At 35.7% G+C, this 16,149-nt stretch carries 16 protein-coding genes; all 16 read left to right on the top strand.

Annotation, left to right across the window (positions count from 1 at the left end; all coding sequences use genetic code 11):
- The 16 genes from NITER_RS05370 (at window position 1) to NITER_RS05295 (ending at window position 16,139) form a co-directional block, all read left to right on the top strand.
- The gene (locus NITER_RS05370; protein ID WP_084275516.1) at window positions 1-279 is read left to right on the top strand and encodes a rod-binding protein; all 279 of its coding nucleotides are present in this window, start codon (window positions 1-3) and stop codon (window positions 277-279) included.
- On the top strand, window positions 276-2,363 hold the full coding sequence (gene flhA / locus NITER_RS05365) for a flagellar biosynthesis protein FlhA (RefSeq protein ID WP_084275517.1): 2,088 nt from the start codon (window positions 276-278) through the stop codon (window positions 2,361-2,363). Before NITER_RS05370 ends, flhA begins: the two co-directional genes overlap by 4 nt.
- Window positions 2,350-3,522, top strand: a complete 1,173-nt coding sequence (locus NITER_RS05360) for a flagellar biosynthesis protein FlhF (RefSeq protein WP_084275518.1) — start codon at window positions 2,350-2,352, stop codon at window positions 3,520-3,522. The genes flhA and NITER_RS05360 overlap by 14 nt, the downstream gene beginning before the upstream one ends.
- Window positions 3,519-4,364, top strand: a complete 846-nt coding sequence (locus tag NITER_RS05355) for a MinD/ParA family protein (RefSeq protein WP_084275519.1) — start codon at window positions 3,519-3,521, stop codon at window positions 4,362-4,364. The genes NITER_RS05360 and NITER_RS05355 overlap by 4 nt, the downstream gene beginning before the upstream one ends.
- A 3-nt stretch (window positions 4,365-4,367) precedes the next feature.
- Entirely contained in the window at window positions 4,368-5,003 is a 636-nt protein-coding gene (locus tag NITER_RS05350) for a sigma-70 family RNA polymerase sigma factor (protein WP_084275520.1), read from the top strand.
- Window positions 5,000-6,973, top strand: a complete 1,974-nt coding sequence (locus tag NITER_RS05345; protein ID WP_084275521.1) for a hypothetical protein — start codon at window positions 5,000-5,002, stop codon at window positions 6,971-6,973. The genes NITER_RS05350 and NITER_RS05345 overlap by 4 nt, the downstream gene beginning before the upstream one ends.
- Window positions 6,960-8,933 carry a tetratricopeptide repeat protein gene (locus tag NITER_RS05340; RefSeq protein WP_084275522.1) on the top strand — a complete coding sequence of 658 codons (1,974 nt, stop codon included), beginning with the start codon at window positions 6,960-6,962 and terminating at the stop codon, window positions 8,931-8,933. The genes NITER_RS05345 and NITER_RS05340 overlap by 14 nt, the downstream gene beginning before the upstream one ends.
- Window positions 8,934-8,935: 2 nt before the next feature.
- Window positions 8,936-9,301 (top strand): flagellar basal body rod protein FlgB, encoded by a 366-nt coding sequence (gene flgB / locus NITER_RS05335; protein ID WP_084275523.1) that lies wholly within the window; start codon window positions 8,936-8,938, stop codon window positions 9,299-9,301.
- 2 nt (window positions 9,302-9,303) lie between these two features.
- Window positions 9,304-9,711 (top strand): flagellar basal body rod protein FlgC, encoded by a 408-nt coding sequence (flgC, locus tag NITER_RS05330; RefSeq protein WP_084275524.1) that lies wholly within the window; start codon window positions 9,304-9,306, stop codon window positions 9,709-9,711.
- 10 nt (window positions 9,712-9,721) lie between these two features.
- On the top strand, window positions 9,722-10,006 hold the full coding sequence (gene fliE / locus NITER_RS05325; RefSeq protein WP_084275525.1) for a flagellar hook-basal body complex protein FliE: 285 nt from the start codon (window positions 9,722-9,724) through the stop codon (window positions 10,004-10,006).
- 9 nt (window positions 10,007-10,015) lie between these two features.
- Window positions 10,016-11,629 carry a flagellar basal-body MS-ring/collar protein FliF gene (fliF, locus tag NITER_RS05320; RefSeq protein WP_084275526.1) on the top strand — a complete coding sequence of 538 codons (1,614 nt, stop codon included), beginning with the start codon at window positions 10,016-10,018 and terminating at the stop codon, window positions 11,627-11,629.
- On the top strand, window positions 11,626-12,315 hold the full coding sequence (locus tag NITER_RS05315) for a V-type ATP synthase subunit I domain-containing protein (RefSeq protein ID WP_084275527.1): 690 nt from the start codon (window positions 11,626-11,628) through the stop codon (window positions 12,313-12,315). The genes fliF and NITER_RS05315 overlap by 4 nt, the downstream gene beginning before the upstream one ends.
- Window positions 12,281-13,579, top strand: coding sequence for a FliI/YscN family ATPase (locus NITER_RS05310; protein ID WP_084275528.1), 1,299 nt, complete (start codon window positions 12,281-12,283; stop codon window positions 13,577-13,579). The genes NITER_RS05315 and NITER_RS05310 overlap by 35 nt, the downstream gene beginning before the upstream one ends.
- A gap of 75 nt (window positions 13,580-13,654) precedes the next feature.
- A complete protein-coding gene (locus NITER_RS05305; protein WP_084275529.1) occupies window positions 13,655-14,305 on the top strand; it encodes a flagellar hook assembly protein FlgD in 651 nt (216 codons plus the stop codon).
- 1 nt (window position 14,306) lies between these two features.
- Window positions 14,307-15,620, top strand: a complete 1,314-nt coding sequence (locus NITER_RS05300; RefSeq protein ID WP_084275530.1) for a flagellar hook protein FlgE — start codon at window positions 14,307-14,309, stop codon at window positions 15,618-15,620.
- 9 nt (window positions 15,621-15,629) lie between these two features.
- Window positions 15,630-16,139 carry a flagellar basal body-associated FliL family protein gene (locus tag NITER_RS05295; RefSeq protein WP_084275531.1) on the top strand — a complete coding sequence of 170 codons (510 nt, stop codon included), beginning with the start codon at window positions 15,630-15,632 and terminating at the stop codon, window positions 16,137-16,139.
- Window positions 16,140-16,149 lie beyond the last annotated feature (10 nt).

The following is a 16,149-nucleotide window of genomic DNA, read 5'->3' as shown; positions in this document are numbered from 1 at the left end:
ATGAAAGTAGAAGCATACTGGGACATTGCGAAGCTTTCACAAATAAAGAGCTCTCAAATGGCTACAAAAGCCTTTGAAGAGGAGTTTGTACATATGTTTCTTAAAGAGGTGCGCAAAACTCTCCCTCAAGGTATGCTATTGGGAAATTCATTTTCTTCAAAAATGTATCTTGATATGGTAGATATGCAATTAGCCAAGGCGATAAGTGATAGTGATGCTTTAGGTATCAAAGAGTATATAGAAGCTGCTCTAAAAGAGTACGAAAAGAATAGTAAATGACAGCTAATTTTGAGCTTTTTTTTACCAAAGTTAATGAGCACTCAGATGCTATTGTTATTGTACTTATTTTAGCCATTTTAGGCTCTATGGTACTTCCTGTACCTCCTTTTTTGCTTGATATTTTGCTCACCACAAGTATTACGCTCTCACTCGTGATGCTAATGTCTGCAGTGTATGTGACAAATCCACTGCAAATTTCAGCTTTTCCATCCCTTTTACTGATTGCTACACTTTTTCGCCTATCACTCAACGTAGCAACCACTAGAAGAATACTTTTGCATGGTCACGAAGGGCCAAGTGCAGCGGGAAAGCTTATAGAGAGCTTTGGTCAGTATGTAGTGGGCGGTAACTATGTTGTAGGAATTATTGTTTTTATTGTACTTGTGACTATCAACTTCATTGTAATCACCAAAGGTACAGAGAGAATCAGTGAAGTTGGTGCGCGCTTTACACTCGATGCAATGCCAGGAAAACAGATGGCAATTGATGCAGATCTCAATGCTGGTTTAATCGATGAAGAGGAGGCAAAAAAGAGGCGAGAAGAGATAGCTAAGGAGGCCGATTTTTATGGTGCAATGGATGGTGCGAGTAAATTTATTCGCGGTGATGCAATTGCTGGCATAATTATTACACTAATAAATATTATAGGCGGTATAGCTATTGGGATGTCGCAGCATGGTATGGATATCGCAACTGCAACGGCAAACTTTACCATTTTGACTGTTGGTGATGGACTTGTTGGACAAATTCCTTCACTTATTACATCTACAGCAGCAGGCCTGATGGTGACACGAGCAGTATCGCAAGAAAATCTTGGTAAAGAGATCTTTTCACAGCTTACAGGCTATCCAAAAGCTTTGTATATGACTGCTGGCGCTCTTGTTGTCATGGGAGTAGTGCCAGGTATGCCTTTTATCCCTTTTATGACACTGGCATCTTTGCTTGCTATTACAGCTTATATGATGCAGCTAGATCTCAAAAGAAGAGAGATGGAGCAGGCCCAGCAGCAAGCAAAAGAGATTATCAAGCAAACTGAAGAAGAGACTGAAGAAGAACTTGTCGTACAGCCAGAGAGTATATCTTTTGAGATCGGTTATACACTTATCCCAATGGTAGATGAAAAGCAAGGTGGTGAGCTTGTCAAGCGTATAAAATCATTGCGAAAGCAGCTGAGTAAAGAGCTCGGTATTATTATCCCTTTGATACATATCAAAGATAATCTTGAGCTGCAATCAGGCGAATATCGTATTTTGATTCGGGGGATAGAGGTAGCTCGCGGTGAGGTCTATCCAGACAAATATCTAGCAATCGATACTGGTAGTACGAAAGGGGAGATTGAAGGGATTGAGACGAGAGAGCCAACATTTAACCTCAAAGCCTACTGGATTGATGCAAGCCAAAAAGATAGAGCCAAAATACTGGGGTATACCGTAGTAGATGTGGCAACAGTTATTATTACTCATCTTTCAGAAGTAATTAAAAACCATTCGTATGAAATTTTAGGGCGCAGTGAGACAAAAGATCTCGTCGAAGCACTTGCAAAGCGTTATCCGATAGTCAAAGAGATTATTCCTGAACAGGTCTCTTACTCTGTGCTGCATAGAGTACTGCAAAATCTGCTGAGAGAAAATATTCCCATCAAAGATCTTCTTACTATCATAGAGTCTCTTGCAGATAATATTACAAAAACAGCAGACACAGATATATTAACTGAACTTGTACGTGAATCCTTATCTCGCCTTATTACTTCTATCTATGCCAAAGATGGTGTTTTGTATGCAATGACATTGGGGAGTTCCAGTGAAGAGTATCTTTTTGAAAAAATCAAAGAGTATGAGGGTAATTTGCCACCTCTAGATCCTCTCATGCTTCAAAACTTTATCACACAGATAAATGCAAATTTAGAAAAGTTTATTATCAATCAGCGTACCCCTGTTTTACTCACTTCATCATCTGTAAGGCGATATGTGAGAAAGATTTTAGAGCCCTATTTGGCAAATGTAGCGGTGCTTGCATACAATGAGATTGAGCCAAAAACAAAACTCAATGTCGTAGCTAAGGTTGAATTACATGGAAATAGTTAAGTATGAAGGTTACAACCTTGATGAGCTGATACAGCAAGCAAAAAAGGAGTACGGCGATGAGGTGAAAATAATAAGCTACGAAGTGAGTGAGAAGGGATTGATTCCTTTTTTGAAGAAGAAAAAATATTCACTTTTTGTTCAAGTTCCAACACCAGAAGAGGGTTTTTTTGATATTTTGGCAAAAGAGGAGAAAAATCAAGAGGTAGATCGCTTTTTAGAGCGTATAGAGAAGATGATTGATAAAAAGATTGAACCTTTGAAAAAAGCGATAGTAAAAGGTGAAGTGAATTTTGGAGAAGTGCCTCCACATGCCAATATTGCAGCTCCACTCAATTTTGCAGAAGAGTTTAAAGAGTTTACAGGAGATGCTTTAGAACTTATTAAGCTTCTTATCAAAAAAGATGTAGATCCAAAAATTGCAAAACTTCTTGTTAAAGAGTCCTGTGGATTTGATATTGATGCAAATAAGTTTGATCTCAACACCTCTTTTTTTAAAGAGGCTCTTGTCAAAGCCATAGAAAAAAAGATTAAATTCAAAGGCCCCCTCAAAATCCAAAAAGGTGCCTTTAAGGTTTTTGCTTTTGTAGGCCCAACTGGTGTTGGGAAAACAACAAATCTTTTCAAAATAGCTTCTGAGCTTGTTATCAACCAAAAACTCAAAATCGCAGTTATAAGTATTGATACATTTAAAGTAGGAGCTATTCAGCAAGCACGCTCCTTTTCTAATATTCTCAATATCCCTTTTTATGCCATAACTGATTCGAAAAACCTTAAAAAGACGTTGCAAAATCTTAATGGAGTTGATGTAGTGCTCATTGATACAGTGGGACGTAGTCACTATGATTATTGGCGACTTGGTGAGATGAAAGAGATTTTAGGAAGTGGAAGCGATTTTATGGAGATATCCTTAGTTATTAGCTGTAACTATAAAAACTCTGAAGCGATGGAGATTGTCAACCGTTATCGAACTTTTTTCCCTATAAGCGAAATCTTTTTTACAAAAATTGATGAGACATATAAGCCTGGAATTTTGCTCAATCTTCCTATCAAAAGTAACATTCCAGTATCATTTATTAGTACTGGTCAAAAGGTTCCAGAAGATATTCGAGTACTCAATCCTGAGAGGATTGCCAACTATATATTAGGTGAGAGTGTATGATTGATCAAGCGAGTGGTCTAAGAGAACTTGTATCCAAAAGCGATACAAAAAATAGTAAATTTATTACCATTGCTAGTGGAAAAGGGGGCGTAGGTAAGACCAATTTTGCTGTCAATTTTTCTTATATATTGGCAAATGAGTTTAAAAAGAGGGTGCTCCTTATTGATGCAGATATAGGTATGGCGAATGTGCATCTCTTTTTAGGTTTGGATAAAGGCAAGAATATTAAGCATCTTTTTACAGGTGAGAAAATAGAAAATATTATCCAACATGCTGCTGGATTTGATGTATTGGTAGGCTTTTCAGGTATTGATGATTTCTTTGAAATGGAAGATGTTTCGATACAGACTGTGATTAATCAGCTTGAACTTGTGTCACAAGAGTATGACTATATTATTATAGACACAGGAGCTGGAATAGATGAAAAGGTTGCATCCTTTTTGCGAGCGTCGCATAAATCCTATGTGATTACTACTCCAGAACCAACTGCACTCATGGATGCATATGCACTAATAAAGACGCTTTATAATCTCTATAAATATGACAACTTCAAAATAGTTGTCAATATGTGTAAAAACAAAGAGGAGGGGGAGCAGACATTCAATAAACTTAAAATTTCTACAAATAAATTTCTCGGAATAGATATCGAGCTGCTAGGGGTTCTTCCCTTTACAAACAATCTTCGTCAAGCAGTAAAGAGAAAAGAGCTTGTTGCAGTACTCTATCCAAAGGATGGATACACTAATAGTATAAGAAGAATATGCAAAGAGGAGCTCAAAGTTGAATCTGTAACTCATGATAAATTTTGGCAAAAACTCTTTGATTTTATGGGAAAGAATTAACGTATGAAAGTTACTGTGGAGCAGAAGCAGCAGATTATACTCGATAATACCCCCTTAGTAAAAAAAGTGGCATCAAAAATTTTTTTTAAACTGCCACGTGATGCGGGTATAGAGTTTGATGAGCTGGTAAACACAGGCATTATAGGTCTCATAAAAGCAATTGACAAATTTGATGAGAGCAAAGCCCAATTTTCCACGTATGCGTATATAAAAATCAGAGGAGAAATTTTAGATTATTTGCGTAGCCTTCACATAATGCCTCGTAGTATGCGTGAAAAGATAAAAAAAGAAAAAGAGGAGGGCAAAGATATTCCTCTTTCAAATTTAGCTATAATGATAAGTATGGATAAGGCTATTGGATCTGGTGATGATTCGATGCGCCTTATAGATGTGATGATAAGTGATGATATAGGGCCTGAAGATCAGGCGATCTCTTCTCAAGTTGGTGACTTGATTGCAATGGCTATGGAGCAGCTGAGCGAGAAGGAGAAGAGAACATTGCAGATGTTCTTCTTTGAAGAGCGGGAGCCAAAAGAGATTGCGCAAACGTTGGGGATTTCCCAGTCGCGTGTATCACAGATAAAGACGCAGGCTATTAAAAAACTTAAAACTATTTTAAAAGATCTGGAGCAGACATGAACATTTTTGATCTCTTGCTCAAACAGGGTTTTGTCTCTTCACAGCAGGGAGTAGCAGTAAAAGGTGCTGCTATATCTCAAAAAGAGAGTTTTACCCAAATTCTTGGAAAAATCCTGCAACTGCCAAAAAATGGGCAAGAGAGCATAAAAGTACTGCATGAAAAAAGTCCCATTTTACGTAATATTTTTATATCATCCAATCAAAAATTTCCAACTACTCAAAATAATTTTGGTTCTCCCAATAAAATACAACTACACGATATATTAAAAAAGTACAACGATATTGTAAATAATCAGCAATATGGCAATGAAAAGTTCTTGCAAGGATTTGAAAAAGAGCAAAAGCCACGTATTGTGCAAAGAGATGAGAAACGGGCTTTTATCCGTGAGGATAGTATTGCACAAAAAATAACCCCACATACAGATGCCAATCTAATAAATAATAAAGATTTACAGCAAGAAGCTTCAAAAAAATTGCAGCAGTCAAATAAAGATAACTTTTATAATACTGGCAATGAAACTGTCGTTGTAAAAGATAAAAAGCAGTTTGAGAGTACATTTATAAATCATGCTTCTCCATTTATAGAGGTAAAATCTTATAAAAGAAATACAATAAAAAGAGAAGTTGCACTTTCCAATTTCTATAGTGTACCTGCAGCAAAACAAACGAAAAAGCAGACTTTTGCAAAGAGTCAGGAAAAGTCAAAAAAAGATCTACCTTTACAAAATGTAGAAAATCTTCAAAACTCTTTTTCAGGCAATATAATACAAGAACAACAAAAGCCCGTTAAAGCAAAAGCAGTTGCCGAGCAAAAAAAGAGTAAAAGCCAGACTGTATTAAAGGTATTTGCAAAACAAAAAACCATCCAGTCTCTAGCAACAAATTGGCAAAAAGAAATATTTTCTGATGATAAAATAAAAAATACACAAAATAGTGGAGAAAATATCCAAAGCTCTACGAAAATCCATGATCTACATACTCGACAACTTTCTCAAATTGAATCAAAAGTAATTGCCGAGGAAAAAAAGGGTAAAAGCCTCATTGTATCGAAGGCATTTATAAAACAAAAAACTATCCAATCTCTACCAACAAATTGGAAAAGAGAAATATCTGCTAATGATGAGATGCAGTTAAATAAAATAAAAAATATACAAAAGAGTGCAGGTAATATTGCTCCACAACTTTCTCAAACTCAGTCAATGTTTATAGATAATAAGCGTAATGTTAAAAAAGATAAAGATCAACTCTACGATATATTGCAAAGAAATGAGAACATTTTTGAATCATCTCATGAGTTGCCTTTTATGAAAACAGCAATAAAAAGAGATTTTGATAAGAAAATATCCCTTATGTCGTCATCAAAAATAAAGATAAATAAGCTGCATACAATACATAAAGAAAAAATAGCAAATAGATCAAAAGAACCTATTACACAGCTACAGACAAGTACTGATATTGATAGAGACTTGGCAGAAGTCATCCTCCATTTGAAGCATAATAATCATGATGGAACGCAACAAATAATAAATAAAGATCTTCCAAACCATAGTGAAAAAAGAGGCGTAGAGCAGGCTACTTTACAGCAAAACTCTTCAGGAAAGCATGATAGTCAAAGTCATGATATGTTTCATGATGACGGTAGTCATTTGGCGCAAGAGTTTATGCAAACTGAAGGCGAGCATGAGTTTTTTGAGCAGAATTTGCAACAAAGAGCTGTACGTATAAAAATAGAAAACACCTATATCAATATATCTATGACACAAAACCGTCTCAATCTTCATTTTATATCCCAATCTCCGCTCCAGTTACAACCAGATTTGCAAGAATACGTTGAAAATGTAATGAAAGATAGCGGATATGAAAGGTATAGAGTAAGAATAAAAGATAGAGAAAAGCAAACAGAGTTCTTTTCTGAGGACAGTAGTGAACAAACAAAGAGTGCAAATGGCTCAGTGAATGTTAAGGTTTAGTCTTTTTCTTCTACTTTTTCCTCTATTTGTAACTGCTGAAATTAATACTGTTCAAGAAACTCTCTCTTCTACACAAGAAGGTAATGCTACACAACAAATTTCGAAAATTTATAAAAATGAAAAAAGAGTTTTTGAAAACGCCATGCGAGACTTTCGCTATGGATCCTATTATAGAGCATTGGATGAATTTACCTATTTGACAAAATTTCCTCAATCTCCTTATTATCTGCAATCTCTTTTTATGGTTGCTCATACCTATCTCTATATTGGAAAGAGAATCGGAGACAAGAAGTATCTCTGGTCTGCAATAAACTATTTGAATACGTACTTAGCAAAAGGTGGTAAAAAAGATAGTGAGTACTACTATCTCAAAGGGAATATTTACGAAAATCTTGGATTTTATGAAAGAGCATTTTCAAATTATAAGATAGCTTTTAAACAGGCTACTACGAAAAAAGAGAAGCTCAATATCCTCATGGGGCTCTTGCGTACAGCCGTATGGCTCAAAAGAATGGATTTAGCAACAAAATATATGCTTATTCTTACAATTGAAAATTTAGAAAAAACGCAAAAAAAAGAGTTTGCTTTTTTGCAAGGAATGTACTACTTTGCAAAAGGCGAGTATGGAAAGGCTTTGGAGTTTTTCAAAAAAACCTATAGAGAGTTTGAGAGCTATCTTATTGATAATCCCTCTTATTATTACTATGTTGCAGAAAATGCATACAGATATGGAGATCTGAAATTTGCTGAAGTGCTATTTCGTAGGATCTTGAATTATGTGAAAAATAAAGAGGTATTGCAAAAAGCCCTTTTGCGCTTGGGTGATATTAAGTTTTTGCAAAAAGATTACAAAAGTAGCATCAACTACTATATTCGTCTTATAAAAAACTTTCCGCAAACACCTCTGGCTACAGTAGCAAGACTAAAACTTCTCTATATTATCCGTAAGGATAAAAAGAGTGCTTATTACATTAAAAAATATTTTCCTAATGAGGAATTTTTACAAGATCCCTTAAGATTTACAGTAAAAACACTGGTCAAATATCGCAACAGCTATATAGGACTCTTTGCACTTGCCAACTTTGGACTTGAGGCTTTTTCTCTTGATAGTCAAAAACTCTATAAGCGATTGAGCTGGGAGTTGTCATTGGTCTCTGCAAAGCAGCTAAAATATGAGCACAAAGAGTATTTTGCGCGGCTTTGGCAAGAGTATATCGATACAAAGCGCTCTCATGCTCTATGTATGCTTTATAGTGCCAATCCGGAGTTTTTTAAGGCTGTTTTTGAACTGCAAACACTTTTACGTGTCGCCTCTTTTTTGCATGAATGTAAGAGAGAGTCTTTGCGCATAGCTCTTTTAGAGTATTTGTCCAAACGCTACAATACACGAGAGGTACTTTATGTGTATCTCGAAGCACTCTATCAAAACAGAATGTTTGATAAAGCTTTGGAGGTTTTACAAAAAAGTAAAGTACATAGCTGTAAATTTTATAAACTCTACGCAAAAATCTGCTTTATTGCACAAAAAGAGTGTCCAGGGGTTTATGAAAAAACTGTAGCTCTGTGTCCTAAAAGCGATCTTTATAGAAATATTTTTGCCAATATAGTATTGCTGCGCACAAACAAAGTAGATACCACATTTTTACATGATCAAAGTCTTTTGTTAGCGAAAAATTATGAACATGATGAGGTAGTGCAAAAATTTGTACAACTTTTTGCTAAAAAGCTTCTTGATAAAGAGCAGTATGAAAAGCTTATCGATCTCTTGGGGCCATTAGCAAAGCAGATTCAAAAAGACTGCTTCTTAAATGGCGTATTATCTCTCTCTTATGTTAGAATTGGTAAAATAGAGTATGCTAAGAAGTTGGTAGAGTCTGCAAAAGATTGCAACACGACATGGAATATATTGGCAAAACTCGCAATAGAAGATATGCTACTGCAAGCTGCTGTGAAGGAATAGATATGTGGGATAAAATTGATAAAATCTCTCAAACTGCCTCTTTCTATCTTGAAAGAACAAAAGTGATCCAATCAAATATTGCTAATGCCGATACACCAGGGTATGTGCCTAAAGAACTGGTTTTTGCAAAAGAGTTAGAGCGTAGTATGGAGTTGAAAAAAGATAATCCCAAACATATTGAGCCTACAAGTAATGGGAAAAAATTTAAAGAGATAGAGCTTTCAAAAATACGGGGATATGATGACAACCGTGTAGATGTACAAGAAGAGCTCGCTAAGCTTGCAGAGAGTTCGATTATGTATAAATCTTTGGCAGAAAATCTCAAAAAAGAGTTTGCAAAACTTAAACTCGTCATTAGTGGGAGATAACAATGATTTTTAAAGGGCTTGAAGTTTCACAAACTGGTCTTTCTGTCCAAAAATATAGAATGGACATCATTTCGAGCAACATGGCAAATAGCAATGCAGTTGATGACAAAGGCAACCCATATAGACGAAAAATCCCAGTATTTGAAGAGGTTCTTGATGCCCAAAATGGTGTGCCTCTTTCAAAAGTTGCTATTAAGGAGGTGATAGAGGATCAAACACCATATAAACTCAAATACGATCCACAAAATCCTTTAGCTGATGAGAGAGGATATGTGAAACTGCCAAATATAGATCCTATGCGAGAGATGGTTGATATGATTTCTGCAATGAGGACTTATGAAGCAAATCTTACGGCGTTTAATACACAAAAAGATATGCTTCTTAAAAGTTTAGAAATTATAAAAGTGTAAGGAATAAAAAATGAAAATAGATGGTGTATCAAGTGCACTTTCTGCAAATCTTGCGCAAGTCCAAACATCTCAAAAGAGTGATTTTGCAGATCTTGTAGAAAAATTTGTTGCAGATGTCAATGGCGATCTTCAAGCTGCCAGCAGTGCACAAGCAAAACTTATACAAGGCGATGTGGATAATTTGGTAGAACTTATGAGTACCATAGAAAAAGCTGATATTTCTCTCCGCCTTGCTACTGAAATTCGCAACAAGGCTATTGAAGCTTATCAAGAGATTATGCGTATGCAGGTATGAGGTGAGTAATTGGCACTAGATTTTACTACACTTCAAACAAAAGCAAAAGAGCTTTTTGAAAATCAGAATTTCCTTAAAACACTCTTTTTAGCTCTTAGTGTTATAGCTATTATTATCCTTCTCTCAGCACTTCTCTTTCGTGATATTTCAAAAGAGCGTTATGGTGTACTCTATACAAACCTAAGTCCTGATGATGCAGGAAAGATTCTCTCAGAACTGCAGCAAGAAAATATTCCTTATGAAGTCAAAGGTGATGGATCTATTATTCTTGTACCAAAAGATAAAATTTATGATATTCGCCTCAAGCTTGCTGCAAAAGGTATTCCCTCATCGCATGATGTAGGATTTGAGATCTTTAATGAGCCGAAAATGGGAGCTACCCATTTTCAAGAAAACATTAATTATATTCGCGCAATTGAAGGTGAATTAGCCCGTACTATCAAAAAGATTGATGCAATAAAGGAAGCAAAAGTCAACATTGCATTGCCACAAGATTCTATATTTGCAAGAGAAGAGGATGAAGCAAAAGCATCTGTTATTGTTTCACTATGGCCTGGTAAAGATTTGAGTAAAGAGCAGGTTAAAGCAATTATATTTCTCGTTTCTCATGCAGTTGCCAAACTCAAACCACAAAATGTAACAGTGGTTGACAATCAAGGCCGAGTACTCTCAGATCTCGTTGCCAATGAAAAACAAGATGAGCCTAGCGATATTGTCAATATCAAAAGAAAAATCAAACGAGAGATTGAAAAGAGCATTCAATCGATGCTAGCACGAGCTCTTGGAGCACAAAAAGTCGTCGTGCGAGCAAGTGTAGATGTAGAGACATCTAAAGTTAATAAAAAAGATGAGATATATGATCCAGACAAGGTAGCTATTGTCAGTGAGAGAAAGATTCAAGAAAAAACAAAAGGATTTGAGAAGCAAAAAGTTGGTGCTCCTGGAACACCGACAAATGTTCCAGCCACTATTAATAGAAAAAACAATAATCTCCTTTTAGATAAAAATAAAAAAGATGTTACTACCAATTATGATGTGACAAAATCGTACATAGTTACCAAGAAGAATGTTTTTAAAGTAAAAAAGATAAGTGTTGGGGTACTTGTAGATGGCAAATACATTAAAAAAATCGATAAAAACGGTACCGTTACAGTAGAGTATGTACCAAGAAGCAAAGAGGAGCTTGCTGCTTATGAGCGTCTTATAAAGAGTGCAATTGGGTTTGACGAGCAGCGAGGAGATAAAGTTACTGTAGTAAGTGTACCTTTTGAGACTACAAAACCGGCTGAGAGTGTAGCTGCTCCTCAAGAAAAAACTATGCAAATTTATCTTCTTATAGGAGCTATAGTATTAATGGTACTTATACTTTTTGGACTTGTTGCTACACTCTTGATGAAAAGAAGAAGAGCGAAATTGCAAGAGCTAGAAGCTAAACAAGTAGAAGCGTTGCAAGGTGCTGGGGCGCAAGCAGCAGAAGCTGCAGCAGCGCTCCATGCGAAAGAAGAAGATATTTTTAATTTTGAGAAAGAGCCCCTCTATACAAGAATTTTGGAAGTTGCAGAAGAAAATCCCGATATACTTGCAGATATGATTAGCAAATGGATAAAAGAAGAGAGCAAATGAAATTAGAACTTGACGATTTTACAGCTTTTGAGCAGATGCAAGAGGCGAGTAAAGAGCTTAAAGAAAAAGTTGATACAGAAAATTTTGATGAAAAGATAAAGGAGATAGAGCGCTTTTATCAGCAAAAAATAGAAGAGATGGAGAAAGAGTATAAAGAGCTCATAGCCAAAGTATCAAAGGAGAGTTATGAGCAGGGATTTAGTGACGCAGAGCAAAAATTTAATAAGGTTCTTGAGGTTAAAATCCAAGAACTAAAATCTCATTTTTTACAAGAAAAAGAGCAAGAGATTGCACATCTGCAGACTAAATATCTCGATTTTGAGAAAGAGTTTGCACAAAAATACAATCTTTTTCTCCACCGTTTCACAGATATTGTATTGGATAATGTCAATGAAATACTAGAATTTCTCTTTATTGACAAAAAAAATATGCAAACTATTACCGAAGCTATAGAGAAACTACTGGAGGACTTTAGCAACTATATGCCACTTGATATTATTGTTTCGCCAAATATGTTTGAAGATATAAAAAAACGTTTTGAAACAGTACAAGTAAAAAGAAGTGAGGAACTAAAAGAAAACGAATTTATTATAGAGTTTCACGATTTTAAAATAGAAAATAAAATAGAAGAAAAGTTGAATGTTATAAAAGATGAAATTAAAAGAGAGACTAAAAAGCTTACCTAAGTTTATTGTCAAAGGGCGTATCATAGGGGTAAGCGGCCCTATTATAGAGGCCTATTTGCCTAATGTCTCCATTGGGGATTCGTGCTATTTGGAAAATGGACTAGAAGCTGAAGTAGTTGGTTTTAAAGAGGGCAAAACTTTGCTCATGGCTTATGATGATACAAGAGGTATTAAAGTTGGGAGTTTTGTTGAAGCTTCACTAGAGCGAGTGAATGTAGGTGTAGGAGAAGATCTGTTAGGCTGTGTAATAGATCCATTTGGAAACCCTCTTAATAAAGATTTTGTTCGCTATGAGAATAAATATTACCTCAAAAATGATCCGCTCAATCCCTTACTTCGTGACCGCATCAAAGAGCCTCTTGATATTGGCATACGTAGTATCAATGGATTATTAACGATTGGAAAAGGGCAAAGAGTAGGTATTTTTGCAAGTGCTGGTGTTGGAAAAAGTACCCTGCTTGGTATGATTTCTCGCTATACAGAAGCGGATGTCAACGTAATTGCGCTCATTGGAGAGCGAGGAAGAGAGGTAAGAGAGTTTATTGAAGATAATTTAACCGAAAAAGCATTGCAAAAGTCTGTAGTGGTTGCTGCTACATCTGATCAAACACCTTTAGCAAAAGTAAGAGCAGTCTATGTTGCTATTGCTATTGCTAACTATTTTTCTAATCGTAATAAAAATGTCCTTTTTCTTGTAGATTCTCTCACAAGACTTGCGATGGCGCAGCGTGAAATTGGTCTTGCCATAGGCGAGCCGCCCACCTCCAAAGGGTACACTCCTTCAGTCTTTTCACTTTTGCCAAAAATCATAGAGCAAGCCGGAACATTTAGTGGAAAAGGATCAATTACTGGTATTTATACTGTTCTTGTAGAGGGAGATGAGATAGCAAGTGACCCTGTAGCTGATGCAGCGGTAGGATTTTTAGACGGTCATATAGTGCTATCAAAAGAGATGGCACAAAAAAGAATCTTTCCAGCAGTCGATCCTCTAAAAAGTATTAGCCGTCTTGCTCCTCAACTTGTAAGTGATGAAGTAGCACAGATGCAGTCTACATTTATTAATCTTCTTGCAACATACAAAGATGCTGAAGATATGATCAATATGGGGCTTTATAAAAAGGGATCTTCACCAAAAATAGATTTGGCAATTGAAAATTATGACAAGCTTGAAGCATTTCTAAAACAATCAGTCGATACTAAAAAAAATCTGCAAGAGAGCTTTTTAGAACTGCAAAAATTGATAAATTCTATCGAATCAGCCTAAAATTCAATAATTTTAAAGTTTTATTAATTTTGTTTGGGTTACAATCTTTTTTAACTAGCATTATAAAGGTGACTTATGGCGACTAGCGCTATCGACACACTTCAAGGTCTTAGTGGCAAAGAGATCAAAGTTTATGATGCAAATTATGACAACTCTCAAATAGACCAAGAAGGTTTTTTGAAAGTATTGCTTACATCATTCCAGTATCAAGATCCTTTTGAAGCGCAAGATATTACAAAATTCATAGATAATACTGTGAAGCTTCGCGAGTTAGAAGTGATGAAAAATTTTGAAGACTCTGTGAATGCTCTTAATAACAATAATACACTTTTTATGAATGCTACCAATCTAATAGGAAAAAAAGTGTTATATGAGGGTGACAACACGTTTGTACAAAATGGCAAGAGCGAAGTGCAATTTTCTTTGAAAAAAGATGCTAACCATGCTGTAGTGTATCTGAGTAATGAAGAGGGAGATATTGTTGCTAAAAAAGAGTATAGTGATCTAAAAGCAAATGAGAAATATATTTTCGAGGTGGATGATGAAACGATTGAAGATGGATATTATAGAGTAAGTGTTGTTGCTAAAGAGGGCGAAGAGAGAGTAGATGCGAAAGTAAAAGCTACTGCGCTTGTTACAGGAATAGAAAAGGATGGTGCAAATATCGTAGCAATTTATGATAAAGGTACCATCGATATAGCAAATATTGAGAAGATAGGAGGCTAAAATGCTCCAGTCATTTTATACAGGAAATACAGGTTTAGGAGCAAACAGGGATTGGCTATCTGTGATTTCAGATAATATCGCCAATGTAAATACAAATGGTTACAAGCAAGAAGTTGTCAATTTTAATGATTTAGTTTCAAGCTCTTTGACAACTTTTTCAGCAGGTGGGGCACCAAAAAATAGAGAGATAGGTGGTGGATCTTTTGTTGGATCAACTACAAAAGATTTTAGTCAAGGGGCATTTAAAAACACCAATCAACCACTCTCTCTTGCACTTGATGGAGAAGGTTTTTTTATTGTACGTAGTCCCAGTGCCAATGATTTACAATATTATACAAGAGACGGTAATTTCAGGATAGATGCCAATGGAGACATTATTAATCAATCCGGATATAAACTGCAAGGATGGAAACTGGATGAAAATGGAAATATGATAGGTGATCTGGAAGATGTGAATATCCCAAGTTCACTAGCACCTCATATGACTTCCAAAGTTAGTTTTGAAGAGCCAACAAATCTTGATTCTAGTGTTCCAGTGATATCAATACCTTTTGATCAAAATAATACCTCTACTTATAATTATATTAATACAATGCCTGCATATGATAGTTTAGGTAACTCTCATACTCTTTCTTATTATTATAGGCATACTGATGAAACTGCTAGACGATGGGAGGTAGTGGTGTTATTGGATGGTGAAGTTCCAACTGGAACTCAAAATAATACATTGACTTTGGAATTCGATGATCAAGGAAGAATAACATCAGCTTCTGATGGGACTAATACGGCAACATATACCTATGATGCTCAAGGAAATCAATCTAAAAGCGGAAACGATCCTCAGCCATCATTCCCGTTAACAAATGGTGCAGCATCTCCTCTTTCTCTAACTATGTCTTTCGATAATGTAAGTGAAGTTGCTTCGGATTTTATTTTTTACTCTCAACAAGATGGTTATGGCAAGGGTGATTTGATGAACATTTCTGTTTCAGAGGATGGAGTGCTCAAGGGATCTTATACAAATGGTCAGGTCAAAGATGTTGCAAAACTCGGTGTTGCTACGTTTAAAGATAAAGAGATTCTCATAAGAAAAGGAGACAACCTCTATTTACCAAATCAAAAAACATTTACGCCGATAATAGTACCAGGAGGTGTGATTAGCAAAGTACGAAGCGGTATGCTTGAGATGAGCAATGTAGATATCTCAAAAGAGTTTATCAATCTTATTACTGCTCAAAGAGCATATCAAGCCAATGCAAAAACAATTACAACGGGCGATCAAATCATCCAGACAACAATGGATATAAAACGATAAAGGTATTTGATGGCTGAAGAGACAAAGGAGCAGCAAGAGGAGAAAAAAGGCGGTAAAAAAAAGCTCATTCTTATACTCCTTATACTGCTTATACTCATAGGAGGTGGCGGAGCGGCTGCTTATAAATTTTTGGTGCTTGATAAGAAAAAAGAGGAGCAAAAAGAAAAAAAAGCCGAAAAAGTTGTTGAAGAGATTAAAAATGTAGAAGATCTTGGGGTGCAGTTTGATGTAGGTACGTTTATTGTAAATCTCCAAGATAAAGATGCTGACAGATATCTTAAAATTAGCATTGTGCTCGATGTACAGGATGAAAAAATCAAAGCAGAGCTTGATAAGAGACTTCCACAGGTAAAAGATGCAATTACGACACTGCTTTTTACAAAAAGTTCAAGTGAACTAAGAACTGCCGAAGGGATAGAGGAGCTTAAAGAGGAGATTTTAAAGCGAGTTAATGCCATTTTGCCTATTGGTGGCGTGAAAAATGTCTATTTTACTGACTTTGTCATTCAAACAGCATAATGGATTATAA

The organism is Nitratiruptor tergarcus DSM 16512 (assembly GCF_027946175.1).
In the GTDB taxonomy this organism is placed as follows: Bacteria; Campylobacterota; Campylobacteria; order Campylobacterales; family Nitratiruptoraceae; genus Nitratiruptor; species Nitratiruptor tergarcus.
This window is presented reverse-complemented; position numbering and strand designations above follow the sequence as displayed.